The organism is Streptomyces sp. NRRL F-5630, from assembly GCF_000719475.1.
In the GTDB taxonomy this organism is placed as follows: Bacteria; Actinomycetota; Actinomycetes; order Streptomycetales; family Streptomycetaceae; genus Streptomyces.
In genome coordinates this window covers 1-24,325 of sequence record NZ_JOGO01000042.1, presented here as the reverse complement: position 1 = coordinate 24,325, position 24,325 = coordinate 1, and the positions used below count along the sequence as shown (strand labels likewise).

Genomic DNA, 24,325 nt, shown 5'->3' with positions numbered 1-24,325 from the left:
GAGCACAGGGTGCGACGGAGCCCGTGGGGCGAGCGGGGCGTGTAGCCGCCGTCCACCAGGTGGTAGCTGCCCACCACGAAGGAGGCGCGGTCCGAGAGGAGGAAGGCGATGACCTCGGCGACCTCCTCGCCCGTGCCGAGGCGGCCCGCCGGGTGGAGCGCCACGAGACCGGCTCGGGCGGCTTCGTCCATGTTCTTCAGCAGCGGGGTCTCGATGAAGCCGGGACCCACCGCGTTGATGCGGACGCCCTGCGTCGCGTACTCCATGGCCGCGGTCTTGGTGAGGCCGACGACCCCGTGCTTCGCGGAGGAGTAGGCGACTGCGGTCGGGAACCCGACGGAGCCGAGGATGGAGGCGGTGTTGACTATCGCGCCCTTGCCCGCGGCGGCCATGACCGGGATCTGGTAGCGCATCCCGTAGAAGACGCCGCTGAGGTTGGTCGCGATGACGCGGTCCCAGTTGTCGACCGGGTACTCGCCGGTCGGGGCGCTCTCGCCGCTGATGCCCGCGTTGTTGACGGCGAGGTCGAGGCTCCCGAAGGTCTGCACGGCGAAGTCGACGGCCGCCTCGACGGACGCGGCGTCGGTGACGTCGACGGCGACGGCGGCGGCCTCCACACCTTCCTTGTTCAGCTCGGCGACGGCCGCCTCGGCGCCGTCCTTGTTGTAGTCGGCGACGACGACCTTGGCGCCGCCGCGGCCGAGCCGCTGGGCGGTGGCGAGGCCGATGCCGGACGCGGCGCCCGTGACGAAGGCGGTCTTGCCGGCGAATTCGGTGCTGTCGACGGTGCTCGTGGTGGTGCTCATGGAATGTCGCTTTCCGTGCTGTGCTGCGGCGGGACCGGAACCCGGCCCGCCTCGGTGACGAAGGTCGCGTAGACGCGGTCGACGAGGGCCGGCAGGTCCTCGCCCGTTTCGTGGCCGCCGCGCGCCCAGAGCCTGAGGGCGGCGAGGAGCACGCCCGCTGCCGCGCCGACGACGGCCGCCGGGCGCGGATCGCGCTCGGGGTCGACGCCCAGCCGCGTCGCGAGGATGCGTACCGATTCGGCCTGGGCCGTGACGCGCACCCGCTCGAAGGCGGCGAACATGGTGGGTTCGCTGTCCACGAGCGCGAGGATCCCCGCGTATCCGGGGCTGTCCTGCCAGGCGTAGGCGGGGTCGGCGAGCCAGTCGGCGACGGCCGCGCGATAGGCGGACAGCGGCGGTTCGTGGGCCGGGCGCGCGCGCAGGGCCGCGTTGATGCGCTCGGTGTCGGCGCGCGCGAAGTCCAGCGCGGCCTCCTCCTTGCCGGAGAAGTACCGGCTGAAGGTGCGCCGGGTGACGTCCGCGCGCTCGGCGATCGCCTCCACGGTGACGGAGTCGAGCCCCTCTTCGAGAACCAGCTCCACCGCCGCGCGGGCCAGCGCCTCCCTGGTCCGCAGTGCCTTGCGGCGCCTGCGGTCCTCGGGTGCGGGCGACTGCGTCCGCCGCGTCTCCTCGGCCTTCATGCTGTCCACCGTACTCTTCTTCTGTCCCATGGGGACATGTGTCCCGGCGGGACATATGTCGCACGGGACTCTTCTCTGTCAGGGCCTTCGCTGCCGGGCGGGCTCTTCGCTGCCGGGGCGGGTGCGGGTACGCGGAAGGGGCCACACCCCCCTGACGGGAGTGCGGCCCCTTCGGCCGTGCTGGGGCGAGTGGCGCCCGGCGCTCGCTCAGCGGATCTCGGTGATCTCCGGACCCCGGGCGAGCTGGCCCATGTCGCCGCCGAAGCGGGACCCGGAGCCCTGGCGGTCCTGCTGCACGCCCTCGGGCACCATCTGGGCGTCCTCGGGGAGCTTGAGCACGATGGGGTCGCGGGGGGCCATCGGGCCCTCGCCCCGTACCACCACCGTGTCGCGCACGATCTGCTCCAGGACCCCGGCGGCCTGCGGCTGCACCGCGCCCTGGCCGGAGATGACCCCGCGCAGGAACCAGCGCGGGCCGTCGACCCCGACGAAGCGGACGACCTGCTGGCCGCTCTTGCCGTCCGGGAGCTGGATCGGGACCTGCGCGCGCAGTTCCCAGCCGAGCGGGCCCTCGATCTCGTCGATCAGGCCGCCCTGGCGCGTGATGCCGCTCGCGATCTCCTCGCGCACCTCGCCCCAGATGCCCTCGTTCTTGGGCGCCGCGAAGGCCTGGAGCTGTACCGCGCTGTCGCCGAGGACGACGGTCGCGGCGACGATCGCGTCCCCCGCGACCTCCACCCGCAGCTCCATGCCCTCGACGCCGGGCACGAAGAGGCCGCCGAGGTCGACGCGCCCCTCACCCGGCTCGTGCAGCTCCGAGATGTCCCAGGGCCCGTCGGGCCGGGGAGCGGGCGGAAGGCTGCGGCGCCCGGCGCCCGACGCGGAATCGCCATCGGCGGCCTGCGTCTCCGCGACCTGCTCGGTCTCGCTCTCCGCGTCTCCCGCGGCACCGCTGTTCTTGCGACGTCCGAACACGTCACTGTCCTTCCCGGTCGGATACGACCGAAGCGTAACCGTTCCCACCCGTGCCGTCGCCCACGGCAGCATGTCCGCCCGTGGACCCGAAACCGCCCGCCGCCCGCACCGAACCGGGGAGTTCACCGACCTCCCGGAACGCGGCCCGCTCGACGCGCTGGATCACCAGCTGGGCGATGCGGTCGAAACGCTCGAACCGCACCGGTTCGCGCGGATCGAGGTTCACCACGATCACCTTGATCTCCCCACGGTACCCGGCATCCACCGTCCCCGGGGCATTCACGAGCGCCACTCCGCACCGGGCCGCGAGCCCCGACCGGGGGTGCACGAAGGCCGCGTGCCCCTCGGGGAGCGCGAGCGCGATCCCGGTCGGCAGGACCGCGCGCTCGCCCGGGGCGAGGACGGCGGCCTCGGTGGTGACGAGGTCGGCGCCCGCGTCACCGGGGTGCCCGTAGGCGGGGAGCGGCACTTCGGGGTCGAGCCGCCGCAGCGGCACGGTCAGGGGCTCAGGGTTCACTGTTCACTCCGGTGACTTCTGTCCGGCGGCACGGACGGGTACAGCGCGCGCACGTGCGGTGTCCGGCGCCCGACCCTACCCGCGCCGCGAGAGGGCACAGGACGCCGTGCCAAGCTTGGATTCATGCAGCCTTACGAAGAACGTCTGACGGCTCCCCGTTCGTGGTGGGCGCTCTGTGTCCTGGTCGGGATCGTCTGCGCCCTCGTGGCGCTGCCGTTCGGCACCCTGCCCCTGCTCGGCGCGCTCGTCGCGGGCGCCGCCGTGTCGGCGGTGATCACGAGTGCGTACGGCTCCGTCCGCATCCGCGTCGTGGGCGGCTCGCTCGTCGCCGAGGGGGCGAAGCTCCCGGTGAGCGCGCTCGGGCGGGGCGAGATCCTGGACCCCGAGGCGGCGCGCGAGTGGCGGCTGCACAAGGCGGACCCGCGGGCGTTCATGCTGCTGCGTGCCTACATCCCGACGGCGGTACGGGTCCCTGTCACCGACCCGGCCGACCCCACCCCGTACCTCTACCTCTCCACGCGCGAGCCGCAGCGGCTGCTCGACGCGATCGAGGCGGCACGGGAGACGAGCCCGGCGGCCTGAACTCCCGGGGGCTTCAGTACGTTCCGAGCCCCGGGGCTTCACCGACTTCCTGGGCCCCCAGGGCTTGACCAGACTTCGGGCTACCTCTGGCCCTCAGGAGCCGGCGTCCCCGCGGGGGCCCGGCAAGCCCGGGTAGGGCTCCTCCGGCGGCTCCAGCGCGGGCAGCCCCTCCAGACGGTCCCACGGGATCGCCCGCTTCCGCAGGTCGGCGCGGACGTGCTCGGCGAGCTTCCTCGTGTCCCTGCTGTTCATGTACGCGCCCACGGCGGCGCCGATGAGGAACGGTACGAGGTTCGGCAGGTTGCGGATCGTCCGCTTCATGATCTGCTGCCGCAGCTCGCGTGCCGCCTGTCCGCTGAGCCCGCCCGCGGTGAGCGAGAGCGGTTTGCTCAGGTCGAGGCCGCGTTCCTGGGTCCAGGCGGTGAGATAGGCGGCGCTGCGCTGCCCGCGAGTGCCGGGCGGGCGGTGCCCGTAGACCTCGTGGAGTTCGGCGACGAGCTTGAGCTCGATCGCGGCGACGGCGGTGATCTCGGCGGCGAGTTCGGCCGGAAGCGCGGGCGGCACCGGCATCATCGCCGCGGCGCCGATCGACGCGCCGACGGTGGAGGCCGAGCGGGCCGCGCCGTTGACGAGTTTGTCGGCCAGTTCCTCCGGGCCGAGGCCCGGGAACTGGCGGCGAAGAGTGGCGAGATCGCGCACCGGCACGCGGGGCGCGGTCTCGATGATGCGGTCGGCGAGGAAGCCGACCGCCGCGCGGGTCGCCTCACGCCCGCGCCGGAGCCCCTGCCCCACGCCGGAGCGCAGGTTCGTGAGCCTGCCGCCGCGCGGGGGCTTCTCGCCCCCTGCGGCAGTCGTGTCCCGCTCAAGGGCGGTGCCCGGCTCCTCGGCCCCCGTGGGGGGCTGCTGAGCCGGGAGAAGGGCTGCGGCGGCGTCCTGCGCGTCCCGCTCGTCGAGCGAGGCCTCCTGGCCTCGCTCGTTCGCGCGTGCACGCCGCCCCGGGCCGTCCGACGACGCGGTGCGCCGCCGTTTCCAGGGAGGGGTCGAGCCAGTCACGGCCGCCCCGCCCTCAGTCGCAGTCGCGGCAGATCGGCTGCCCGTTCTTCTCCCGCGCGAGCTGGCTCCTGTGGTGCACCAGGAAGCAGCTCATGCAGGTGAACTCGTCCTGCTGCTTGGGCAGGACGCGGACCGCCAGCTCCTCGTTGGAGAGGTCGGCCCCCGGCAGCTCCATCCCGGCCGCCTCCTCGAACTCGTCGACGTCGACGGTCGAGGTGGTCTTGTCGTTGCGCCGGGCCTTGAGCTCTTCGAGGCTGTCCTCGTTGAGGTCGTCGTCGGTCTTGCGTGGGGTGTCGTAATCCGTGGCCATGTCGCTCTCCCCCTCTGGGTTCTGTGCGGTGTCTCAGCGCTCGTAACGCGTGAGAGGCCGGACTTGTGCCCGACCCGAGGCGGAGATTTTGCCTCACATCAAGGTCTGTTACTCAATCGACACTTCTCGCGCCCCCTTGACCAGGGACGCGGGGAAGTGCTGGTGCGCACCGTAACCGGTACGACAGTCGCACCGGGGAGGGGCCTCCCCGTGTACTTCCCGTGATCCACCCCCGCGAAAACCCCGATTTTCCGGGCTTTTCGGGACCCTCAGGGGTCACCCATTGTGAATGCCTGAAAACCCGTTCTTGTGATCGATCACACAGGTCGAACGCGGACGCAGGTCCCGAAAATTCCTCGCAAAGCGAACAAGGTGCCCCCGGTACGGTGCGCCGCCTCCCGTGTCGGACGACCCGGCGAACACGTATCGCATTCTTCCCAGCACTTTCCGCTCACAACGGGAGTGTGACCCGCATCACCAGGCCGCCTCCCTCCCGTGGCTCGGCGTGGATGCGCGCGCCGTGCGCCCGGACGATGGAGCGCACGATCGACAGGCCGAGGCCCGCCCCCTTGTCGCTGCCCGTGCGTTCGGTGCGCAGTCGCCGGAAAGGCTCGAAGATGTTGTCGATCTCGTACGCGGGCACGACCGGCCCCGTATTGCTCACGACGAGCACCGCCTGACCGTGCTGGGCCTCGGTGGTCACCTCGACCCAGCCGCGCTCCCGGGCGGCCTCCTCGCCGTCCTTGGTGAGCGGGGCCGCCGGGGGCGGCACGTTGTAGCGGATCGCGTTCTGGACGAGGTTGAGGGCCACGCGTTCCAGGAGCACGCCGTTGCCGTCGACGACGGCGGGCGCGCGCGTGCCCCGGATCTCCACGTCCCGCGCCGCCGCCTCGCCGCGCGCCTGGTCGATGGCGCGGTCCGCGACCTCGGCGAGGTCGACGGGGCCGCGCTCGACGAGCTGATTGTCGCTGCGGGCGAGGAGGAGCAGTCCCTCGACGAGTTGTTCGCTGCGCTCATTGGTGGCGAGGAGGGTCTTGCCGAGTTGCTGGAGTTCGGGGGGCGCCGCCGGATCGGAGAGCTGGACCTCCAGGAGGGTGCGGTTGATCGCTAGCGGGGTCCGCAGCTCGTGCGAGGCGTTGGCGACGAAGCGTTGCTGTGCCGTGAAGGCGCGCTCCAGGCGTTCCAGCATCTCGTCGAAGGTGTCGGCGAGTTCCTTCAGCTCGTCGTCGGGGCCGTCGAGCTTGATCCGCCGGGTGAGGTCGGAACCGGCCACCTGGCGTGCCGTCCTGGTGATCCGCCCGAGCGGCGACAGGACCCGGCCCGCCATCGCGTAGCCGAAGGCGAAGGCGATGACGCTGAGCCCGAGGAGCGCGAGGAGCGAGCGCGAGAGCAGGTGGTCGAGCGCGCGCTGGCGCTGCTGGCTCACGCAGGAGTTGATCGCGTCCTGGAACTCGGCCTGCGTGTGCACGCTGCCGGAGAGGTTCGCGAGCTGCGGGCAGTCGGCGCTGGAGACGATGACGTTCCCTCTGATCTCGAAGGGCATCTTCTGGCCGACGCCGACCGCCTGCACCGCGAGCAGGTAGATGATCGAGAGCAGCAGGATGCCCGCGATGAGGAACATCCCGCCGTAGAGCAGGGTGAGCCTTATGCGGATGGTCGGGCGCAGCCAGGGGAACGGGGGCTCGGCCGCCGTGAACGGAGGGCGGGCGGGCTTGGGCGGAACGGGCGGGCGGCCGGGGGGCCGGGGCGCGCGGGCAGCGCCCTGCCGGGAGGGGGACGGGGCCATGGGGGACTCAGATCCGGTAGCCGGAGCCGGGGACGGTCACGATGACGGCGGGCTCACCGAGCTTGCGGCGCAGGGTCATCACGGTGACACGGACGACGTTGGTGAAGGGGTCGGTGTTCTCGTCCCACGCCTTCTCCAGGAGCTGTTCGGCGGAGACGACCGCGCCCTCGCTGCGCATGAGCACTTCGAGGACGGCGAACTCCTTGGGCGCGAGCTGGATCTCCCTGCCGTCGCGGAAGACCTCCCTGCGGTTGGGGTCGAGCTTGATCCCGGCCCGCTCCAGGACCGGCGGCAGCGGCACGCTCGTACGCCTGCCGAGGGCGCGGACGCGGGCGATCAGCTCGCTGAAGGCGAAGGGCTTGGGCAGGTAGTCGTCGGCGCCCAGCTCCAGGCCCTCGACCCGGTCGCTGACGTCCCCCGAGGCGGTGAGCATGAGGACCCGGGTGGGCAGGCCCAGCTCGACGACGCGGCGGCAGACGTCGTCGCCGTGCACGAGGGGGAGGTCGCGGTCGAGCACGAGCACGTCGTAGTCGTTGACCTCGACGCGCTCCAGGGCCGCGGCTCCGTCGTACACGACGTCGACCGCCATGGCCTCCCGGCGCAGGCCGGTGGCCACCGCATCGGCGAGCAACTGCTCGTCCTCGACGACGAGTACGCGCACGTGGCTGGTCCTTTCCCTGGACGTCCCCGGCACGGGGACGCGGCGCGCCCACCCGCCCGGTACGGGACGGGTGACGGGACGCGCCCGACGACAGTAGTGGAGCCTCCATCCTGCCCCTTTCGGCCATAAACCGGCGGTAAGCGCTTAGCCACGCCTTATCACTGGCCGTGCACCGCCGCGGGCGGCGGGCCGCGCGGCGCGTGATCACGGAACGTACGCGGTGGAAACCTGGCGCGACCGCCGGGGAAAAACCGTGTATCCGTCCACGAATTCGCGCGACTACCGGATGCGGAGGTTTCCGGGACGGGCGCACTGGGGATGACCCGAGGACACCCCGCGATCACGTCCGGTACGCGGCACGCCTTCACGGCGTGCCGCTCCGCTTTGAGCCGAGCGGCACCGGCTGACCGCCCCTGTCTGGCACACCCCGTGCCGCCGACCCACGACCATGACGAGGGGGCGCACCATGGACGCTTTCACCGCCGCGCTGCTCCAGCGCATAAGGAACACCAAGTCCGACCTCGACCAGGCGCGTCGCAGCGGCGACGACTTCCTGGTGGATGTGGACGAATCGGACCTGGACGACCTGCGCCGGCTCGCCGCCGAGTACGGAGTCGACTTCGACGCCGTGCAGGCCGCCGACCACGCGCCGTCCCGCCCGGTCCAGCACGCCTGAGCGGCGGCGGCTCCCCGGCCGCCGCCCGAGCCGTGTCACGTCCCGTACGTCGCGCGAGCGAAGGGGCCGGTACGCACTCCGCGTACCGGCCCCTTCGCCTGCCCCGGCCCGCGCTCAGTCGTGCCAGGCGCCCAGCTCCTCCAGGCGGGCCTGGAGGCTCTCGAAGAGACCGGGAGGGGCTGCGACGGTCAGCTCGGGGCTCAGCGGCCGGCCGGGGCGGCCGCCGGTGAGGGCGCCCGCCTCGCGGGCGATGAGGTCGCCGGCCGCGTAGTCCCAGGGGTTGAGGCCGCGCTCGTAGTACGCGTCGAGCCGCCCGGCGGCGACGTCGCACAGGTCGATCGCGGCCGAGCCGCCGCGCCGGATGTCGCGGACCGAGGTGATGAGCCCGGCGATGACCTCGGCCTGATGGGCCCGGCGCTCGGCGAGGTAGCCGAAGCCGGTCCCGATGAGCGCCCGTCCCTCCTCGGCCGGGGGCCGCACGCGCAGCGCCCGCTCCCCGAGCCAGGCCCCGCCGCCCCGTACCGCGTGGGAGACCTCACCGCGCGCGGGCGCGTCCACGACACCGACGATCGTCTCGCCGTCCTTCTGGGCCGCGATCGAGACACACCAGTTCGGCAGGCCGTAGAGGTAGTTCACCGTCCCGTCCACGGGATCGACGACCCACCGCACGCCACTCGTCCCCTCGCGGCTCGCCCCCTCCTCCCCGAGCACGCCGTCCTCGGGCCTGTGCTCGGCGAGGAAGTCAGTGATGAGCTTCTCGGAGGCGAGGTCCATCTCGGTCACGACGTCGACGGGACTCGTCTTGGTCGCGGCGACACCCAGATCGGCGGGCCGCGAGTCCCGCAGGAACGCACCGGCCCGGCGGGCGGCTTCGAGCGCGAGGGGCAGCAGTTCCTGGGCGAGCTTGTCAGTCACGTTTCTCCAATGTCGAGCTGATTCCTCGGCGCCCCTGGTCCGGGCGCTCCCGCCGCACGGGGCGGGGAGATCCGGCGTCGCGGGACCGCGAGCGCGGCCCGGCGGGGGCCGCCCGGCCGAGGGCCGGGGATACAGGCAGCGGGTTCCCGGACGCGGCCCACCGGAACCCCGGGCACGTCCTACGCCCCGGCCGCCGCGGGGCGGGGCGTCCGCGCCGGGCAGCACCCGACGGGACACACGTCGTGGCTGGCGCCCAGCGCGCCGAGCGCGCACCGCGCGGGGCTCTCCCCCCGCTCCGTGGCGGCCCGCTCCAGCACCAGGTCCCGCACCGCCGCCGCGAACCTCGGATCGCTGCCCACCGTCGGGGACCTCCGCACCGGCAGCCCCAGCTCCGCCGCCTTCGCCGTCGCCTCCGTGTCGAGGTCGTAGAGGACCTCCATGTGGTCCGACACGAAGCCGATCGGCACCATGACGACCGCCGGGACCCCGGCCTCGTGCTCCGCCTCCAGGTGGTCGCAGATGTCGGGCTCCAGCCAGGGGATGTGCGGGGCGCCGCTGCGGGACTGGTAGACGAGGCGCCACTCGTGGTCGACGCCGGTCCGTTCGCGCACGGCGGCGTGGATGAGCGCCGCGACGTCGAGGTGCTCCTTGACGTAGGCGCCGCCGTCGCCGTGCGCGTCGGGGGCGCCCGAGGTGTCGGCGGCCGAGACGGGGATGGAGTGCGTCGTGAAGGCGAGGTGCGCGCGGTCCCGTACGTCCTCGGGAAGATCCGCGAGGGAGCGCAGGACGCCGTCGACGATGGGCTCGATGAAACCGGGGTGGTTGAAGTAGTGCCGCAGTTTGTCGACGGCCGGCGCCTGAATGCCCTCGGCCTCCAGGGTGGCGAGCGCGTCGGCGAGGTTCTCGCGGTACTGGCGGCAGCCGGAGTAGGAGGCGTAGGCGCTCGTGCACAGGACGGCGATGCGGCGACGGCCGTCCTCGGCCATCTCGCGGAGCGTGTCGGTGAGGTAGGGGGCCCAGTTGCGGTTGCCCCAGTAGACGGGCAGGTCGAGGCCGTGCCCGGCGAAGTCGGTGCGCAGCGCTTCGAGCAGTTCGCGGTTCTGGCCGTTGATCGGGCTGACGCCGCCGAAGAGGAAGTAGTGCTGCCCGACTTCCTTGAGCCGTTCGCGGGGGATGCCCCGCCCTCGCGTCACGTTCTCCAGGAAGGGGACGACGTCCTCGGGTCCTTCGGGGCCGCCGAAGGAGAGCAGCAGGAGGGCGTCGTAGGGGGCGGCACCCCGGGCGGTGGGATCGAGAGCTTCGGCCATGGCTCCGATCCTGCCACCAGCGGCGGGGCGCACGATGCCCGCCCCGCGCGTGTCCGCTCCCGCGCGGGACGAGCCGGACCCCCCGCGCCCCGGCCCTCCCCTGCTCGTCCGCGCCTCCGGCGTCCCGTCCTCCGTTCCGCCCCCACAACGCCCGTGCGAAAAACCGCACGACTGCGTAAGCTCACCGAGCCGGGTTCACTGCTTACCCCCAGTCCTCCCGCCCCCCTCCCGCACACGTCGGCGCCGTCCGTCCTGTGCCCGTACGCCTGCCCGGAGCCCGCCTTGCCCAGCCCCTACCGCGCGATCTTCCGCGCGCCCGGCACCCTTTCCTTCTCGGCGGCGGGGCTCATCGGGCGGCTGCCGCTCGCGATGATGGGGATCGGCGTCGTCACGATGATCTCCCAGCTCACGGGCCGGTACGGGCTCGCCGGCGGGCTCTCGGCGACGATCGCGCTCGCCGCCGCGGTGCTCGGCCCCCAGCTCTCGCGGCTCGTGGACCGGCACGGGCAGCGCCGGGTGCTGCGGCCCGCGACGCTCATCGGGCTCGCCGCGACGGCGGGGCTCCTGCTCGCGACGGTGTACGAGGCGCCGGACTGGACGCTCTTCGTCTTCGCGGCGGGGATCGGCTGTGTACCGAGCGTGGGCTCGATGGTGCGTTCGCGCTGGGCGGCGCTCTACCGCGACGAGCCGCGCATGCTGCACACGGCGTACTCCTTCGAGTCGGTCGTCGACGAGGTGTGCTTCGTCCTCGGGCCGATCATCTCGATCGGCCTGTGCACGGCGTGGTTCCCCGAGGCGGGACCGCTCCTCGCGGGCTGCTTCCTCGCCGTCGGCGTCTTCTGGCTCTCCGGGCAGAAGGCCACGGAACCGGCGGTGCACCCGGCCGGGCAGCACGAGCGCGGCAGCGCCATGCGCTCGGTGGGACTGCGGGTCCTCGTGCTCACCTTCGTGTCGACCGGGGTCATGTTCGGCGCGATCGACGTCGTCACGGTCGCCTTCGCCGAGGACCGGGGGCACAAGGCCGCGGCGAGCCTCGTCCTCGCCGTCTACGCGCTCGGCTCCTGCCTCGCGGGCGCGGTCTTCGGTCTCTTCCACTTCACCCGGCCGCCCGCGCGGCGCTGGCTCCTCGGGGTCTGCCTGGTGGGCGTCAGCATGATCCCGCTCCAACTGGTCGGGAACCTGCCGTTCCTGGCCGTGGCGCTGTTCTTCGCGGGCCTGACGATCGCTCCCACGATGACCACGACGATGGCCCTCGTCGAGCGGCACGTGCCCCGGGCGAAGCTCACCGAGGGCATGACCTGGGTGAGCACGGGCCTCGCCGTCGGTGTGGCGCTCGGCTCCTCCGTGGCGGGCTGGGTCATCGACGCCTCGGGGCCGAAGGCGGGATACGCCGTCCCGGGGGTTGCCGGGGCGGTCGCGGTCGTGGTGGCGTTCCTGGGGTACCACCGGCTCAACAAGCCGGTTCCGCGGCCGGGAGGGGCACAGGATGAGCAGCGAGCGGGCAGTGCCGGGGGCGAAGGAGACACGGGAAGCACGGGGAGCGGAACCGGCCGGGACACCGCCGGTGGTCCCGCGGCCCCGGAGCGCGCCGGAGACGGCGCGGCGGAGCGGGACCTGGCGTAACTGGGGCGGCAACATCACGGCGAGCCCGGCCCGCGAGGAGAGCCCCGCCTCGGTCGAGGAACTGGCCGGGGTGCTGCGCCGCGCGGCCGGGCAGGGGCTCACGGTCAAACCGGCGGGTACGGGGCACTCCTTCACCGCGATCTCCGCGACGGACGGCGTCCTCGTCCGCCCGCGGCTCCTCACGGGCATCCGGCACATCGACCGCGAGGCCATGACGATCACGGTCGAGGCGGGCACCCCGCTCAAGCGCCTCAACGCCGCGCTCGCCCGCGAGGGGCTCTCCCTCACCAACATGGGCGACATCATGGAGCAGACCGTCGCGGGCGCGGTCAGCACGGGCACGCACGGCACGGGGCGCGACTCCGCCTCGATCGCCGCGCAACTGGCGGGCTTCGAACTCCTCACGGCCGACGGCACGCTCCTGCACTGCACGCCGGAGGAGAACGCGGACGTCTTCGCCGCCGGCCGGATCGGCCTCGGCGCGCTCGGCGTCCTCACCGCCCTCACCTTCCGTATCGAGCCGGTCTTCCTGCTCACCGCGCGCGAGGAACCGATGCCGCTCGACCGCGTCCTCGCCGAGTACGAACAACTCGTGACCGAGAACGAGCATTTCGAGTTCTACTGGTTCCCGCATACCGAGAGGACCAACACCAAGCGCAACAACCGCAGCCAGGGACCGGCACGCCCCCTCAAGAAGCTCAGCGGCTGGTTCGAGGACGAGTTCCTCTCCAACGACCTCTTCCAGGCGGTCAACTCCCTGGGCCGCGCGGTCCCCGCGACCATCCCGGCGGTGGCCCGCCTCTCCAGCCGGGCACTCTCGGCACGCACGTACACGGACATTCCGTACAAGGTGTACACGAGCCCGCGCCGGGTGCGGTTCGTGGAGATGGAGTACGCGGTACCGCGCGCCGAGGTTCCCGCGGTGCTGCGCGAGCTGAAGGCGATGATCGAGCGCTCGCGCCTGCGGGTGAGCTTCCCGGTCGAGGTGCGCAACGCCCCCGCCGACGACCTCGCCCTCTCCACGGCGAACGGTCGCGACACGGGCTACATAGCGGTCCACATGTACCGGGGCACGCCGTACCGCGAGTACTTCACGGCGGCGGAGAAGATCTTCACGGCACACGCGGGCCGCCCCCACTGGGGCAAGGTCCACACCCGCGAGGCGGCCCACCTCGCCGAGGCGTACCCCCGCTTCGCCGAGTTCACCGCCGTCCGCGACCGCCTCGACCCCGATCGCCTCTTCGCGAACCCGTATCTGCGGCGGGTACTGGGGGACTGAGGGGGCGGTACGAGGCGACCCGACCGTCGTACCCCCGCGCTTCCGCGCCCACGCGGCGGAGCCCCCGTCGGCCCCCTGTGCGGGGCGGACGGAGGCTCCGTTCCTCGTGGACCGGCGGGCGGGGGGCTCAGGGCGTCGGCGTGGCCGCGCCCTCCTCCGGCTGCTGCGGGCCCGTGTCGCCCTGGTCACCCGTGCCGGAGTCCGTGCCCCCGCCCGACTCCTGGCCCGTGCCGGGGGTCGACCGGGTCGGGTCGGGGGTCGTGCTCGGGGACGGCTTCTGTTCGTCGCGCTGCTTCGTGTCGTCGCCCGGCGCGCTCGGGTCCTTGCTCGCGCCCGTCTTCCCCGAGGACGCGTCCGGCGAGGGGCTGTCGCCCGGCGTGGGGGACGTGGCGCCGTCCTTGTTCCCGTCCGTCGAGCCGGTCGAGCTCGTCGAGGGCGATCCCGTCGGCTGCTCGGGGGGCGCTTGGTGGTGGCTGCCACCGTTGCCGCCGAGCTTGCTGATCGTGGAGCCCGAGCCGCCGCTCAGCGAGTGGCCCGCGACGAGTTCGTACCCCGTGATGCCCGCCATCGAGACGGCGAAGACGCCCACGGCCGTGAGCAGCGGCTTGCGCCAGCCGCGCAGCTTCCGGGGGCTCTGGTGCGTGACGGGGGCGCTGTACGGGTCGGTGGCGGGACGGAGCAGGCGCGTCGCGTCGTCCTCATGGGCCACCGCGCGGGCGCGGGTCGCCTCGTTGCGGGGAGCGGCGCCGAGCACGCGCGTCGCGTCGTCCTCGGCGACCGCCCCGAGCAGGCGTGTCGCCTCGTCGGCCGGAACCGCGGGCAGCAGGCGCGACTCGTCGTCGGGGATGGGCTCCTGGCCGGTACGGAGCACTCGTGTCGCGTCGTCGCGGGGCGCGGCGGCGGGAAGCACCGTGGTCGGGTCGGCGTCGGCGGCCGGGAGGACGGTCGTCGGATCGCCGTCCGCCAACGGCAGGACGGTCTTGGCCTCGGCGCGCGGCTCGGGGACCTCCGTGAGGTGGCGCTCGGGGTGCGCGAGGAACGTCGGCGGTACGGGCTCACCGGCGCCGTCGTGCGGAATCCCGTGCCGGGGGATGACCTGCCCGGCCGCGTCGCGGAGCTGCTCGCCCGTTCTGCGGAAGAGGTGCTGGAAGACGCTGCCGCCGGTCGTCGCCACGATGCTCATGACCCCGGCGCCGATGACCGTGCCGTAGACACCGAGTTGGGAGGCGGCGATCGCGGCGGCGACCGAGGCGACGGCCGAGCCCGCCACCTGGGGCACACTCAGGTCGAAGCGCTTGGGGGGCTTTCGCTCATCGGCGACCGCCTCAGCCGAGGACGCCTGTCCGCCGCGTATGTGAGGTGTGTCGCCCTTCACGGCTTCCTTGTGCATCTACCTGCCTTACATCGCCTTTCGTCCACCTTGCCGCAGGAAGTGACGGTCGGGCGAATCGATTGGTTCCGGTTCCGGGGATTTTGTGAAGCGCGCCACCCACCGGCCGGACACACTCGCCCGGTGCCCGCGCGAGCGCCCGCGAAACGCCCGGCGCGCCCGCCTTCGCTCCCGCGCGCGCCCGGGGCGGGGGATGTCCGGCGGAGCGTCGCCCCACCACGGATGGCCCGAATGGAGTACTGTTGCGAGCCCTGGGTCCGGTCTCCCGTCAGGGTGCCCGGGACTCTTCGCACCGGAACGGCCGGCCATCCGGCCGGAGCGGGTCCGTCCGCGAGGGGACGACCCGGCGGTGGCGGGAGAGCCTCGTCGCCTCTGGGAGCCCGGGGTGGTCACTCAGCGTTGCAATGAAGTACCGTGCCATAACGGAGTGTCAGGTCCCGTGCCCGACACGCCGGGCAACTCGGCAAGGTTGTGGCAGGCTGCACCCGGGCAGGCCACACTCGACTAGCGGAAGCAGCGACGCACGTGACGTCGGCAGGCACCACCCGGGAGGTCCCCATGCCCGAACTGCGTGTCGTGGCCGTCAGCAACGACGGCACACGTCTTGTGCTGAAAGCTGCCGACAACACGGAGTACACCCTCGCCATCGACGAGCGGCTGCGTGCCGCCGTGCGCGGTGACAGGCCGCGCCTCGGCCAGATCGAGATCGAGGTCGAGAGCCACCTGCGCCCGCGGGACATCCAGGCCCGTATAAGAGCAGGGGCGAGCGCGGAGGAAGTCGCGCAACTGGCAGGCATCCCCGTGGACCGCGTACGGCGCTTCGAGGGCCCCGTGCTCGCGGAGCGCGCCTTCATGGCGGAGCGGGCCCGCAAGACGCCCGTACGCCGTCCCGGCGAGTCCGCGGGCCCCCAGCTCGGTGACGCCGTGCAGGAGCGGCTGATGATGCGCGGGGCCGACAAGGAGACCGTGCAGTGGGACTCCTGGCGCCGCGACGACGGCACCTGGGAGGTCATCCTCGTCTACCGGCTCGTGGGCGAGACGCGCTCGGCGAGCTGGACGTACGACCCGCCCCGCCGTCTCGTGCAGGCCGTGGACGACGAGGCGCGCGCGCTCATCGGCGAGTCCGACGAGCTGTCCTCGCCCGAGCCCATGCCCTTCGTGCCCCGTATCGCGCGACTGCCGCGCGAGCGCACGATCGACCGCTTCGACCGCGACCGTCCCGCGCTCCCCGACCGGCCCCCGGCGCTCCCGCAGGCGCCCGCCGCCGAGGACGAGGACGAGGACGAACTCCCCGTGGCCTCGGCCGACTCGGGGCGCGACTCGCTGACGAGTCTTCTGGAGGCGGTGCCGAGCTTCCGCGGCGACATGGTGGTGCCCGAGCGGTCGTCGGCGGAGCGTGCGGGGCAGGACGAGCCGGAGCGCGAGCCCGAGGTCGAGGAGCCCCCGGCCCCCGCGGCCTCGGCGGGTTCGGCGTACGCGGACGTGCTCATGCCGCGCGCGGTCTCCAGCCACCGCGACCGGCTCATCGGCTCCACCGACCGGCAGGCCGAGGCGGACGGCGTCCGGCCGGGCCGACGCGCGGCGGTCCCGAGCTGGGACGAGATCGTCTTCGGGACCCGGCGCAAGAAGCAGGACTGAGCACCGCCAGGAACGAGCGGTGGCGGGCCCGGGACTGAACTCCCGGGTGGGAGGGGCGCCTTCGGCGGCGCCCGCTCCGCGCCGGTTCCTCAGCCGTCAGCCGCGCTCCGGCCCGGTGGCGACGGGCCGCCCCCCGTCGGCCGTCCACTCCGACCACGACCCGGGGTACAACGCGGCCCGCACCCCGGCCAGTTCGAGGGCCAGCACTTCCTGTGCCGCCGAGACCCCCGAGCCGCAGTAGACACCCACCGTCCGGGCGCCGTCCGCGCCCAGCTCAGCGAAGCGTGCCTTCAGCTCCGCGACGGGCCTGAACCGCCCGTCGGGCAGGACGTTCTCGGCGGTCGGCGCCGACACGGCCCCCGGGATATGGCCTCCCACGGGGTCGACCGGCTCCACCTCGCCCCGGTACCGCTCCCCCGCCCGCGCGTCGAGCAGCAGGCCCGTACGCGCCAGTGCGGCCGCGCTCTCCGCGTCGAGCGTCGGCAGCGCGCCCGGCCGCGGCACGAAGTCGCCCGCGGCGGGGGCCGCCGCACCGGTCTCCAGGGCCCCGGTCCAGGAGGGGAATCCCCCGTCGAGCACCCGCACCGCCGCGTGCCCCGACCAGCGCAGCAGCCACCAGGTGCGCGCCGCCGCCCAGCCCTGCCCGTCGTCGTACACGACGACCCGGCTGTCCGCGCTCACCCCGGCGGCGCGCATCACGGCGCCGAAGTCGTCGGGCTCGGGCAGCGGGTGGCGCCCGCGCGGTCCCGGCGGGGCGGCGAGCTGGGTGTCGAGGTCGACGAAGACGGCGCCGGGCACGTGCCCTTCGAGGTAGGCGGGCCGCCGGCTGGGCTGTCCGAGCCGGTAGCGCACATCGAGGACGACGGGCGGACGGGGGCCGGCGAGGTCCTGGGCGAGGGTGTTCGCGTCGATGAGCGGGGAGACGGGGGCGGGTGGCGAAGTGGTCATGGGATCATCCTGGCCCACCGCGCCACGCGACCCCACCCCCGCGCCCCGCTCCCCGCTCCCCGCCCCACCGCACCCGCGCACTCCCCCACCCGGCGCGCCCCGTGCCCGCTCGCACGCCCCGTACGGCCTCCGGTGCGCGCGCTCGTGCGGCGAAGCCGGGGCCCGCCGGTCCCGGGCGGGTCGTCCGGGCGACCAGGGGTGCACAATCGGGTACGCACCGTGGCAGGGGGTGCGGTGGGTGCGGGCGGAGTGGGCGGAGAGCGAGGCGCGATGGCTGAGGCACGGGCGGCGGAGGAGCGGGACGGTATGGCACGAGAGGTGCGCGGGGGGCCGTGCTGGGTGAGCCTGATGGTGCGCGAGCCCGGCGCCGCGCGGGAGTTCTACGGCGGGCTCTTCGGCTGGGAGTTCGCGGAGGGACCGCGCCAGCTCGGCCCCTACACCCGCGCCCATCTCGACGGCCGTCCGGTCGCCGGGCTCGGGCAACTGCCCACCGGAACGGGCCTCCGGGTCGCCTGGACCACGTACTTCGGGGCTGCGGACGTCAACGAGCTGGCCGCCGCGGTGCGCGCCTGCGGGGGCACCGTCGGCGTCGGCCCGCTCGACTCCCCGGGCGCCGGGCGGCTCGCGCTCGCCGCGGACCCGGGCGGCGCGGGCTTCGGGCTGTGGCAGCCCACCGCGCACGCGGGCTTCGCCGTGACCGGCGTGCCGGGCGCCCACTCCTGGTCCGAACTCCTCACCCACGACACCGCGTCCGTCACGCCGTTCTACCGCACCGTCCTCGGCTTCGGCGCGCGGCAGGACGACCCCGATCACCTGACGTTCACGCTCGACGGACGCCCCGTGGCCTCCGCGCTCGGCGTGGGCCGCTCGCGGGCGCGGGAGCACGGCGCGGGGTGGCTCGCGTGCTTCGAGGCCGCCGACGTGGCCGCCTCGTGCGCGCGGGTCCTCGCCCTCGGCGGCCAGGTCGTGGAGGAGCCCGCCGAGGGCCCGCGGGGGCACACGGCGACGGTCGCCGACCCGGAGGGCGCGGTCTTCGCCCTCGTACGGACGGACGTCGCGGGCGGCTGAGCCGTGTCAGCCGCCCTGCACCGGCAGGACGTCGGGAGAACGCACGCCCGCCTTCGCCGTCGCGCTCGTCACGCGGCGCAGATGGTGGCGGCGGCACAGCACCTCGTAACCGACCTCGCCCGCACGGCGGTTGACGTCCCCGACGACGACCTGCGCGCCCTCGACGACCATCTCGCCGTCCACCGTGCGGGCGTTGTGCGTCGCCCGCGCGCCGCACCAGCACAGCGCCTCGACCTGGAGGGCCTCGACGCGGTCGGCGAGTTCGATGAGCCGCTGCGAGCCGGGGAAGAGCTTCGTGCGGAAGTCGGTCGTGATGCCGAAGGCGAAGACGTCGAGCCGGAGTTCGTCGACGATGCGCGCCAACTGGTCGATCTGCCGGGGCGCGAGGAACTGTGCCTCGTCGACGATCACGTAGTCCACCTTGCCGCCCTTGGAGAGCCGGTCGACGAGGTAGCCGTGCACGTCCATGCCCTCGGTCGCCTCGACCGCGTCCGTGACGAGCCCGAGCCGCGAGGACAGCTTCCCCTCCCCGGCACGGTCGTCCCGCGTGAAGATCACGCCCTGGAGCCCGCGCGCTGACCGGTTGTGGCCGATCTGGAGGGCCAGTGTGCTCTTTCCGCAGTCCATCGTCCCGGAGAAGAAAACCAATTCGGACATGTGCGGACAGGGCCTTTCTGGAACGCCGGGCGGCGGGGCGGGGCGGTGGTACGGGAGCGGGTGGGGCGGTGGGCGCCGGGGCGACCCCAGACCCTACGCCACGCGCGCGGCCGGGACGGGGCCGGGTGCGGCGGGCCTCGGCGCACCCCGGCGGGCCTGGCCGAGGCCCGGGGCAGGGGTCGGGGGCCTGCGGGCACGGGCCCGGGGCCCCGCGCTCAGGTGCGGATCTCGATGAGCGGCACGTACTGCTCCGCCGGCGTGAGGGAGCCGTGCATCCCGACGAGCGCCGTCTCACGCGGCTCGGTCTCGCTCGCGACGATCGCGGAGAGCCCCTGCGGCGCCGCGACCACGTCGCCGATCCGCGCGTGCACCCGCTCCTCGCACAGCTCCGGCGGCCCGAACCACCCGGCGTCCAGCGCCTCTTCGCGGCTCGCGACCCAGAAGCGGTCCCCCAGGACCTCGCGCCACACGGCGAGGACGTCGGCGGCCGCTCCCGGGTGCGCGTACACGTGGCGCGCGCGTCCCTCGCCGCCCAGCAGCGCGACGCCCGCGCCGAGTTCCCAGTCCTCGTCGTAGTCGACGCGGCTCTCGGGGTCCTCGGGGACGTCGACCATGCCGTGGTCCGCCGTGACGTACAGCGCGGTACGCGGCGGGAGTTGCCCCGCGAGGCGCTGCACGAGCCGGTCGACCTGCATGAGCTGGCCGCGCCACGTGTCCGATCCCGTGCCGTACTTGTGCCCGGCGCCGTCGAGTTCGCTGTAGTACGTGTAGACGAGCGAGCGGTCGCCCGCGGCAAGTTCCTCGGCGGCGCGGTCCATGCGCTCCTCGCCGGTGAAGCGGCCGTGGAAGGTGCCGCCGGAGAGCGCGACCTTGGTGAGGGGCGTCTCGCGGAAGTGCGGGGCCGAGACCTGCGCGGTGTGCACCCCGGCCGCGTCGGCGGCGCGGAAGACCGTGGGATGCGGCTGCCAGGCGGTGGGGTCGGTCCAGGGCTGCCAGCGGAGCTGGTTCATGAGCGCGCCCGTCGCCGGGTCGCGCACCGCGTAGCCGAGCAGTCCGTGCCGGCCGGGCACCGTGCCGGTGCCGACCGAGGCGAGCGAGGCGGCGGTGGTCGAGGGGAAGCCGGAGGTGAGGGGCCGTCCCGTGCCGCCGCGCGAGGTGCCGAGCAGGCCGTGCAGGAAGGGCGCCTCGTCGGGGTGCGCGCGAAGCTGCTCCCAGCCGAGGCCGTCGACGAGGAAGACGCAGGCGCGGTCGGCCGGGGTCAGCTCGCCGATGGCCGGGACGAAGCCGGGGACGCCGAGCCCGGCGGCGAGGGTGGGGAGGAGGTCCGCGAGGCTGCCGCTCCCGTACTCGGGCACGAGCGCCGAGGAGAGCGGGAGCGGCGCGTAGGGGTCGGGGGCGTGCCGCGCCTCGTAGGCGTCCCAGTCCGCGTGGTGCGCCCCGCCCATCAGCGCCGGGTCCCGGAGGGGCCCTCGCCGAGCGCCGCCGTGGCCTCCGAGAGGGCCTGCGAGAAGGCGAGCGCCTGGCGGACCGTCTCGGGACCGTCGCCCGCCTCGCTCACCCGCAGGCTCAGGTCGTCGGCGGTGGAGCTGCCCGTGTAGCCGTGGTCGGCCTCGCAGTTCGGGTCGCCGCAGGCGGCGGGCTCCAGGTCGAGACGGGACACGGCACCCCAGCCGATCGTGAGGACGACCTCACGGGGCAGGGTGCCAGGGGTGTACGACTCGGGGTTGGCGACGACGCGGCTCGTCACGACGGAGGAGATCCGCTCGATGCGCACGGACTCGGTCGACGTCGTGGCGTACGGGGTGGGCGAGGTGTCGTCGGCGGCCTGCTCGTCGGTGTGGCTCACGATGAAGCGGTGCTCGGTGAGCACGAGCACGGTGACGTGCCTGCGGACCTCGTTCGCGTCGAACGTCGTCTCCTGGTGCACCAGGTACGACACCACCGGGTCCCCGCCGACCGCGGCCTCCACGGCCTCGGCCACGAGGGCCGGGTAGTAGCCGCTGCGCTCGATCGCCGCGCGGAGCCCCTGGGTCGTCGTACCGGTCTTCGCCATGCGCCCATCCTACGGGGGCGGGGGCCGTGGCCGGTCACTCCGTGGGGGTTCGTCCTGCGGCGGGGGCGGGGCAGGGGCCGGGCCCGGCGGGAGCACGGGGCGCCGGGCGTGCGCGAAGACCGTGCCGCGCGGGGAAGCGGGCACGGCGAGGGGGACGCACGGCGGTGCTGGAAAGGCACGTGACGCCCTTGGCGAAACCCGGCGGTCGGCGGTCGTCGCGGAGCGCGGGGGCCCGTGCTCCGGGCCGCTGCCGGGCCCCGCCGGTCCCCACGCCCCGCCCGTCAGTACGTCGGCATCCTGCGCGGTCCCTCGCCGCCCACCGCCGGGGGGTGGGCCAGGCGGAGGGACGCGCCGAGGACGCGCACCGTGCGGGGGGCGACGACGACCGGTTCCAGGGAGACCGCGACGATCTCGGGGTGGTCGTCCACGAGGCGTGAGACGCGCTGGATCAGCTCCTGGAGGGCATCCGTGTCGACGGGAGCCGCGCCGCGCCAGCCGAAGAGGAGCGGGGCGCTGCGCAGCGAGCGGACCTGCTCGGCCGCGTCCCTGTCGGTGACCGGGACGAGGCGGTGCGCCGTGTCGCCGAGAAGCTCGGAGGGTGCCCCCGCGAGCCCGAAGGAGAGCACCGCGCCCGCCGCCGGGTCGATGACGGCCCGCACCACCGTGTCCACCCCGCGCGGTGCCATCGACTGCACGACGGGCCGCAGTTCGGCGGGCGAGCCGAGGAGCGCGGTCAGGTCCGCGTAGGCGCGGCGCAGGTCGTTCTCGTCGGCGAGGTCGAGACGGACGCCGCCGAGGTCGGGGCGATGCCGCAGGTGCGGGGCGGTGATCTTGAGCGCGACCGGGTAGCCCAGCTCGGCGGCGGCACGCGCCGCCGTGTCGGCGTCGGGCGCGGGCAGGGCGCGCAGGACGGGGACGCCGTAGCGCCGCAGGAGGTCCCCGGTGTCCTCGGGCCCGGGCGTCGTGCCGCGCGCGCCCGCCGGGAGCGCGTCGAGGAGCGCGGCGATGCGCTCGGCGGCGCCGTGCTCGTCGATGTCGTCGAACTCGGGCACGCGTCCCGGGTGCTCGGTGTCCGTGCGCCACTGCGCGTGCCGCACGGCGCGGGCGAGCGCGCGGACGGCACGCTCGGGGGCGGGGTAAGCGGGGATGCGAGGGGCAGCGCCCGGGGACTCCTCGGCGCCCGGCGCTGGGGCGGGGTCGCCGGTTCCCCCTACCGCGGCGCCGGGCTCCCGGGCCGCCGCGCCCGGCTCCCGTACCGCCGCGCGTGCCTCGCGCTCGTCGCGTACGACCCCCGCCTCGCGCACGTCCGCGCGGACCGCGCCGCCCGGGGTGTGCGGGCCCGCGCTCGCCGGGAGGGTCGCGGTCGCCGCGGAGAGTGCGTGGGCAAGGCCACCGAGTTCGACGTGCACGACGAGGACCGGCTTGCGCGACGTCGAGGCGGCGACCGCCTCGCGCAGCGCCGCGCCGAGCACCTCACCCTCGGGCCAGTCGAGCGCGCCCTCGCCGACCCACGGGATCGCGGTGACGACGACGGCGTCGCTGTCCGGCTCGGCGAGCGCCTGCTCCAGGGCGCGCCGGAAGTCCTCGGGGCTCGCGGACGTCGTGAGGTCGAGCGGGGTGCGCGGGCGCAGGCCCTCGCTCAGGCACGCGTCGTACGTGAGCAGGCCGAGCGACTCGGAGTTGCCGAGGATCGCGACGCGCGGCCCCTCGGGCAGCGGCTGGCCCGCGAGCAGCACCCCGGTGTCGACGAGGTCGGTGACGGTCTCGACCCTGATGACACCGGCCTGCGCGAGGAGCGCGGAGACCGTCGCGTGCGGGAGGCGGGTCTCGGCGACGGCGTGCGAGGGCGGCGTCGCGGCACTGTGCCGGGCGCCCTGCACGACGACGAGCGGCTTGGTCGCTGCGGCGCGGCGTGCGAGCCGGGTGAACTTGCGGGGGTTGCCGATCGACTCCAGGTACATGAGGGCCACGTCGGTGTCGGGATCGTCGTACCAGTACTGGAGGACGTCGTTGCCCGAGACGTCGGCGCGGTTGCCCGCCGAGACGAAGGTCGAGAGCCCGGTGCCGCGCTGGTGGAGCTCCGAGAGGAGCGCGATGCCGATCGCGCCGGACTGCGTGAAGAGCCCGACCCGGCCGCGCGGGGCGAGTTCGGGAGCGAGGGAGGCGTTGAGGCGCACGGCGGGGTCGGTGTTGACGAGGCCGAAGGCGTTGGGACCGACGAGCCGCATCCCGTAGCTGCGCGCCTGCCGCACGAGGCGTCGTTGCCGCGCCTTGCCCGCCGTCACGCTCTCGCCGTACCCGGCGCTGATGACGACGAGGCCGCGCACCCCGTGCTCACCGCACTCGGCGACGGCCTCGGGCACGCGCTCGGCGGGGACGACGACCACGGCGAGATCGACCTCCTCGCCGATCTCCTTGACGGTGCGGAAGGCGGGCACGCCGTCGAGGGTGCCCTGGTCCTCGGGGAAGCTGCTGTTGACGGCGAAGAGGCGGCCCGTGTACCCGGCGGCGAGCAGGTTGCGCAGGATGCTGCGGCCCACGCCGCCGCCCGCGCGCTTGGCGCCGACGACCGCGACGGAGGTGGGGGCGAGGAGGCGCTGCACGGAGCGGGACTCGGCACGCTGCTCGCGCGCGTACTGCACGGCGAGCGAGCGCTCGGTGGGTTCCAGACCGAAGGTCAGGTGGACGACGCCGTCCTCGAAGCTGCGCTTCTGCTGGTAGCCCGCGTCCGTGAAGACCTTGATCATCTTGGTGTTGTGGGGCAGCACCTCGGCGCCGAAGCGGCGGATGCCGCGCTCGCGCGCGACGGCCGCGATGTGTTCGAGGAGCGCCGAGGCGACGCCGCGCCCCTGGTGCGCGTCCTGCACGAGGAAGGCGACCTCGGCCTCGTCGGCGGGCGCGGACGCGGGGCGGCCGGTCGCGTCGACGCGGTCGTAGCGGACGGTCGCGATGAACTCGCCGCCGATGGTCGCGGCGAGCCCGACGCGGTCCACGAAGTCGTGGTGCGTGAACCGGTGCACGTCCTTCGCGGAGAGCTTCGGGTAGGGGGCGAAGAAGCGGTAGTACTTCGACTCGTCGGAGACCTGCTCGTAGAAGCTGACGAGCCGTTCGGCGTCGTCCGCGGTGATGGGCCTGATCCGCGCGGTGCCGCCGTCGCGCAGTACGACGTCGGCCTCCCAGTGGGCGGGGTAGGCGGCCTCGTGACGCTGCGCCGAGGGGTGCTGGTCCTGGGGGCGGCCGCCTCCTGGACGGGGCGCTGAGCTGTGCTCCTCTGGGCGGGGCGGGTCGGCCGGGGTCTCCATGGGGTCAGGGTACGACCGTGTGTGCGAGGCGCGGGGGCGCCGTGCGGGGGCGGGAGGGCTGATCGGGAGGGGCGGACGGCCGGGGGCTTCCGGGGGGGG

21 protein-coding genes and 1 pseudogene are annotated in these 24,325 nt (G+C 74.1%); 6 read left to right on the top strand and 16 right to left on the bottom strand.

Features of this window, described 5'->3' with window-relative positions; genetic code table 11:
* Positions 1 to 38 precede the first annotated feature (38 nt).
* The 4 genes and pseudogenes from IF99_RS32640 to dut all read right to left on the bottom strand — a co-directional run.
* Positions 39 to 806 (bottom strand): annotated as a pseudogene (locus tag IF99_RS32640) (SDR family NAD(P)-dependent oxidoreductase); the annotation flags it as partial.
* A complete protein-coding gene (locus IF99_RS0119585) occupies positions 803 to 1,486 on the bottom strand; it encodes a TetR/AcrR family transcriptional regulator (protein ID WP_030997880.1) in 684 nt (227 codons plus the stop codon). The gene IF99_RS0119585 and the pseudogene IF99_RS32640, both read right to left, overlap by 4 nt.
* 207 nt (positions 1,487 to 1,693) lie before the next feature.
* The gene (locus IF99_RS0119580) at positions 1,694 to 2,461 is read right to left on the bottom strand and encodes a DUF3710 domain-containing protein (protein ID WP_030997879.1); all 768 of its coding nucleotides are present in this window, start codon (positions 2,459 to 2,461) and stop codon (positions 1,694 to 1,696) included.
* A gap of 1 nt (position 2,462) precedes the next feature.
* On the bottom strand, positions 2,463 to 2,978 hold the full coding sequence (gene dut, locus IF99_RS0119575; RefSeq protein ID WP_030997878.1) for a dUTP diphosphatase: 516 nt from the start codon (positions 2,976 to 2,978) through the stop codon (positions 2,463 to 2,465).
* A 123-nt stretch (positions 2,979 to 3,101) separates the two neighbouring features.
* Here dut and IF99_RS0119570 point away from each other — a divergent pair, with 123 nt between their 5' ends.
* On the top strand, positions 3,102 to 3,560 hold the full coding sequence (locus IF99_RS0119570; RefSeq protein ID WP_030997877.1) for a DUF3093 domain-containing protein: 459 nt from the start codon (positions 3,102 to 3,104) through the stop codon (positions 3,558 to 3,560).
* A gap of 93 nt (positions 3,561 to 3,653) precedes the next feature.
* Here IF99_RS0119570 and IF99_RS0119565 read toward each other — a convergent pair whose 3' ends face one another.
* The 4 genes from IF99_RS0119565 to IF99_RS0119550 form a co-directional block, all read right to left on the bottom strand.
* Positions 3,654 to 4,613 (bottom strand): hypothetical protein, encoded by a 960-nt coding sequence (locus tag IF99_RS0119565; protein WP_030997876.1) that lies wholly within the window; start codon positions 4,611 to 4,613, stop codon positions 3,654 to 3,656.
* 13 nt (positions 4,614 to 4,626) lie between these two features.
* Positions 4,627 to 4,923, bottom strand: a complete 297-nt coding sequence (locus tag IF99_RS0119560; protein ID WP_007821276.1) for a DUF4193 domain-containing protein — start codon at positions 4,921 to 4,923, stop codon at positions 4,627 to 4,629.
* A 451-nt stretch (positions 4,924 to 5,374) separates the two neighbouring features.
* On the bottom strand, positions 5,375 to 6,709 hold the full coding sequence (locus tag IF99_RS0119555; RefSeq protein ID WP_030997875.1) for a HAMP domain-containing sensor histidine kinase: 1,335 nt from the start codon (positions 6,707 to 6,709) through the stop codon (positions 5,375 to 5,377).
* Positions 6,710 to 6,716: 7 nt separating this feature from the next.
* Positions 6,717 to 7,370 (bottom strand): response regulator transcription factor, encoded by a 654-nt coding sequence (locus tag IF99_RS0119550; RefSeq protein ID WP_030997874.1) that lies wholly within the window; start codon positions 7,368 to 7,370, stop codon positions 6,717 to 6,719.
* A gap of 466 nt (positions 7,371 to 7,836) precedes the next feature.
* Between IF99_RS0119550 and IF99_RS30940 the strand changes: the two genes are divergently transcribed.
* Positions 7,837 to 8,046, top strand: a complete 210-nt coding sequence (locus tag IF99_RS30940; RefSeq protein ID WP_037827193.1) for a hypothetical protein — start codon at positions 7,837 to 7,839, stop codon at positions 8,044 to 8,046.
* Positions 8,047 to 8,160: 114 nt separating this feature from the next.
* On the opposite strand, the gene IF99_RS0119540 is transcribed toward IF99_RS30940, so the two are convergent.
* Complete coding sequence (locus tag IF99_RS0119540) at positions 8,161 to 8,961, bottom strand: inositol monophosphatase family protein (protein ID WP_030997873.1); 801 nt, start codon at positions 8,959 to 8,961, stop codon at positions 8,161 to 8,163.
* 179 nt (positions 8,962 to 9,140) lie between these two features.
* Complete coding sequence (locus IF99_RS0119535; RefSeq protein ID WP_030997871.1) at positions 9,141 to 10,268, bottom strand: ferrochelatase; 1,128 nt, start codon at positions 10,266 to 10,268, stop codon at positions 9,141 to 9,143.
* Positions 10,269 to 10,550: 282 nt separating this feature from the next.
* On the opposite strand from IF99_RS0119535, the gene IF99_RS0119530 reads away from it, so the two are divergent.
* Both IF99_RS0119530 and IF99_RS0119525 read left to right on the top strand, forming a co-directional pair.
* Positions 10,551 to 11,891, top strand: a complete 1,341-nt coding sequence (locus IF99_RS0119530) for an MFS transporter (protein WP_030997870.1) — start codon at positions 10,551 to 10,553, stop codon at positions 11,889 to 11,891.
* A complete protein-coding gene (locus IF99_RS0119525; protein WP_030997869.1) occupies positions 11,833 to 13,170 on the top strand; it encodes a D-arabinono-1,4-lactone oxidase in 1,338 nt (445 codons plus the stop codon). Before IF99_RS0119530 ends, IF99_RS0119525 begins: the two co-directional genes overlap by 59 nt.
* Before the next feature lie 127 nt (positions 13,171 to 13,297).
* Here the strand turns inward: IF99_RS0119525 and IF99_RS0119520 are convergent, their stop codons facing one another.
* Positions 13,298 to 14,560: a hypothetical protein gene (locus IF99_RS0119520; RefSeq protein ID WP_030997868.1), complete on the bottom strand. Its 1,263-nt coding sequence runs from the start codon at positions 14,558 to 14,560 to the stop codon at positions 13,298 to 13,300.
* 558 nt (positions 14,561 to 15,118) lie between these two features.
* On the opposite strand from IF99_RS0119520, the gene sepH reads away from it, so the two are divergent.
* Positions 15,119 to 16,198, top strand: coding sequence for a septation protein SepH (sepH, locus tag IF99_RS0119515; RefSeq protein ID WP_030997866.1), 1,080 nt, complete (start codon positions 15,119 to 15,121; stop codon positions 16,196 to 16,198).
* Between the two features lie 96 nt (positions 16,199 to 16,294).
* Here the strand turns inward: sepH and IF99_RS0119510 are convergent, their stop codons facing one another.
* Entirely contained in the window at positions 16,295 to 17,146 is an 852-nt protein-coding gene (locus tag IF99_RS0119510; protein ID WP_030997865.1) for a sulfurtransferase, read from the bottom strand.
* 270 nt (positions 17,147 to 17,416) lie between these two features.
* Between IF99_RS0119510 and IF99_RS0119505 the strand changes: the two genes are divergently transcribed.
* Positions 17,417 to 18,214 (top strand): VOC family protein, encoded by a 798-nt coding sequence (locus IF99_RS0119505; protein ID WP_030997864.1) that lies wholly within the window; start codon positions 17,417 to 17,419, stop codon positions 18,212 to 18,214.
* A 6-nt stretch (positions 18,215 to 18,220) separates the two neighbouring features.
* On the opposite strand, the gene IF99_RS0119500 is transcribed toward IF99_RS0119505, so the two are convergent.
* The 4 genes from IF99_RS0119500 to IF99_RS0119485 all read right to left on the bottom strand — a co-directional run bounded on the left by IF99_RS0119500 (position 18,221) and on the right by IF99_RS0119485 (position 24,226).
* On the bottom strand, positions 18,221 to 18,871 hold the full coding sequence (locus IF99_RS0119500) for a thymidine kinase (RefSeq protein ID WP_030997863.1): 651 nt from the start codon (positions 18,869 to 18,871) through the stop codon (positions 18,221 to 18,223).
* Between the two features lie 215 nt (positions 18,872 to 19,086).
* Complete coding sequence (locus IF99_RS0119495) at positions 19,087 to 20,316, bottom strand: alkaline phosphatase family protein (RefSeq protein ID WP_030997862.1); 1,230 nt, start codon at positions 20,314 to 20,316, stop codon at positions 19,087 to 19,089.
* Positions 20,316 to 20,924, bottom strand: a complete 609-nt coding sequence (locus IF99_RS0119490) for a DUF5998 family protein (RefSeq protein WP_030997860.1) — start codon at positions 20,922 to 20,924, stop codon at positions 20,316 to 20,318. The genes IF99_RS0119495 and IF99_RS0119490 overlap by 1 nt, the downstream gene beginning before the upstream one ends.
* A gap of 281 nt (positions 20,925 to 21,205) precedes the next feature.
* Positions 21,206 to 24,226 carry a bifunctional GNAT family N-acetyltransferase/acetate--CoA ligase family protein gene (locus IF99_RS0119485; RefSeq protein WP_030997859.1) on the bottom strand — a complete coding sequence of 1,007 codons (3,021 nt, stop codon included), beginning with the start codon at positions 24,224 to 24,226 and terminating at the stop codon, positions 21,206 to 21,208.
* Positions 24,227 to 24,325 lie beyond the last annotated feature (99 nt).

Bases quoted from the DNA above. Each gene is read 5' to 3' on its own strand.
- IF99_RS0119505 (WP_030997864.1), top strand. From the start codon at position 17,417: ATGGCTGAGGCACGGGCGGCGGAGGAGCGGGACGGTATGGCACGAGAG.
- IF99_RS0119490 (WP_030997860.1), bottom strand. From the start codon at position 20,924: ATGGCGAAGACCGGTACGACGACCCAGGGGCTCCGCGCGGCGATCGAG.
- IF99_RS0119570 (WP_030997877.1), top strand. From the start codon at position 3,102: ATGCAGCCTTACGAAGAACGTCTGACGGCTCCCCGTTCGTGGTGGGCG.
- IF99_RS0119495 (WP_030997862.1), bottom strand. From the start codon at position 20,316: ATGGGCGGGGCGCACCACGCGGACTGGGACGCCTACGAGGCGCGGCAC.
- IF99_RS0119535 (WP_030997871.1), bottom strand. From the start codon at position 10,268: ATGGCCGAAGCTCTCGATCCCACCGCCCGGGGTGCCGCCCCCTACGAC.
- sepH (WP_030997866.1), top strand. From the start codon at position 15,119: ATGCCCGAACTGCGTGTCGTGGCCGTCAGCAACGACGGCACACGTCTT.
- IF99_RS0119560 (WP_007821276.1), bottom strand. From the start codon at position 4,923: ATGGCCACGGATTACGACACCCCACGCAAGACCGACGACGACCTCAAC.
- IF99_RS0119555 (WP_030997875.1), bottom strand. From the start codon at position 6,709: ATGGCCCCGTCCCCCTCCCGGCAGGGCGCTGCCCGCGCGCCCCGGCCC.
- IF99_RS30940 (WP_037827193.1), top strand. From the start codon at position 7,837: ATGGACGCTTTCACCGCCGCGCTGCTCCAGCGCATAAGGAACACCAAG.
- IF99_RS0119485 (WP_030997859.1), bottom strand. From the start codon at position 24,226: ATGGAGACCCCGGCCGACCCGCCCCGCCCAGAGGAGCACAGCTCAGCG.
- IF99_RS0119520 (WP_030997868.1), bottom strand. From the start codon at position 14,560: ATGCACAAGGAAGCCGTGAAGGGCGACACACCTCACATACGCGGCGGA.
- IF99_RS0119500 (WP_030997863.1), bottom strand. From the start codon at position 18,871: ATGTCCGAATTGGTTTTCTTCTCCGGGACGATGGACTGCGGAAAGAGC.
- IF99_RS0119585 (WP_030997880.1), bottom strand. From the start codon at position 1,486: ATGAAGGCCGAGGAGACGCGGCGGACGCAGTCGCCCGCACCCGAGGAC.
- IF99_RS0119510 (WP_030997865.1), bottom strand. From the start codon at position 17,146: ATGACCACTTCGCCACCCGCCCCCGTCTCCCCGCTCATCGACGCGAAC.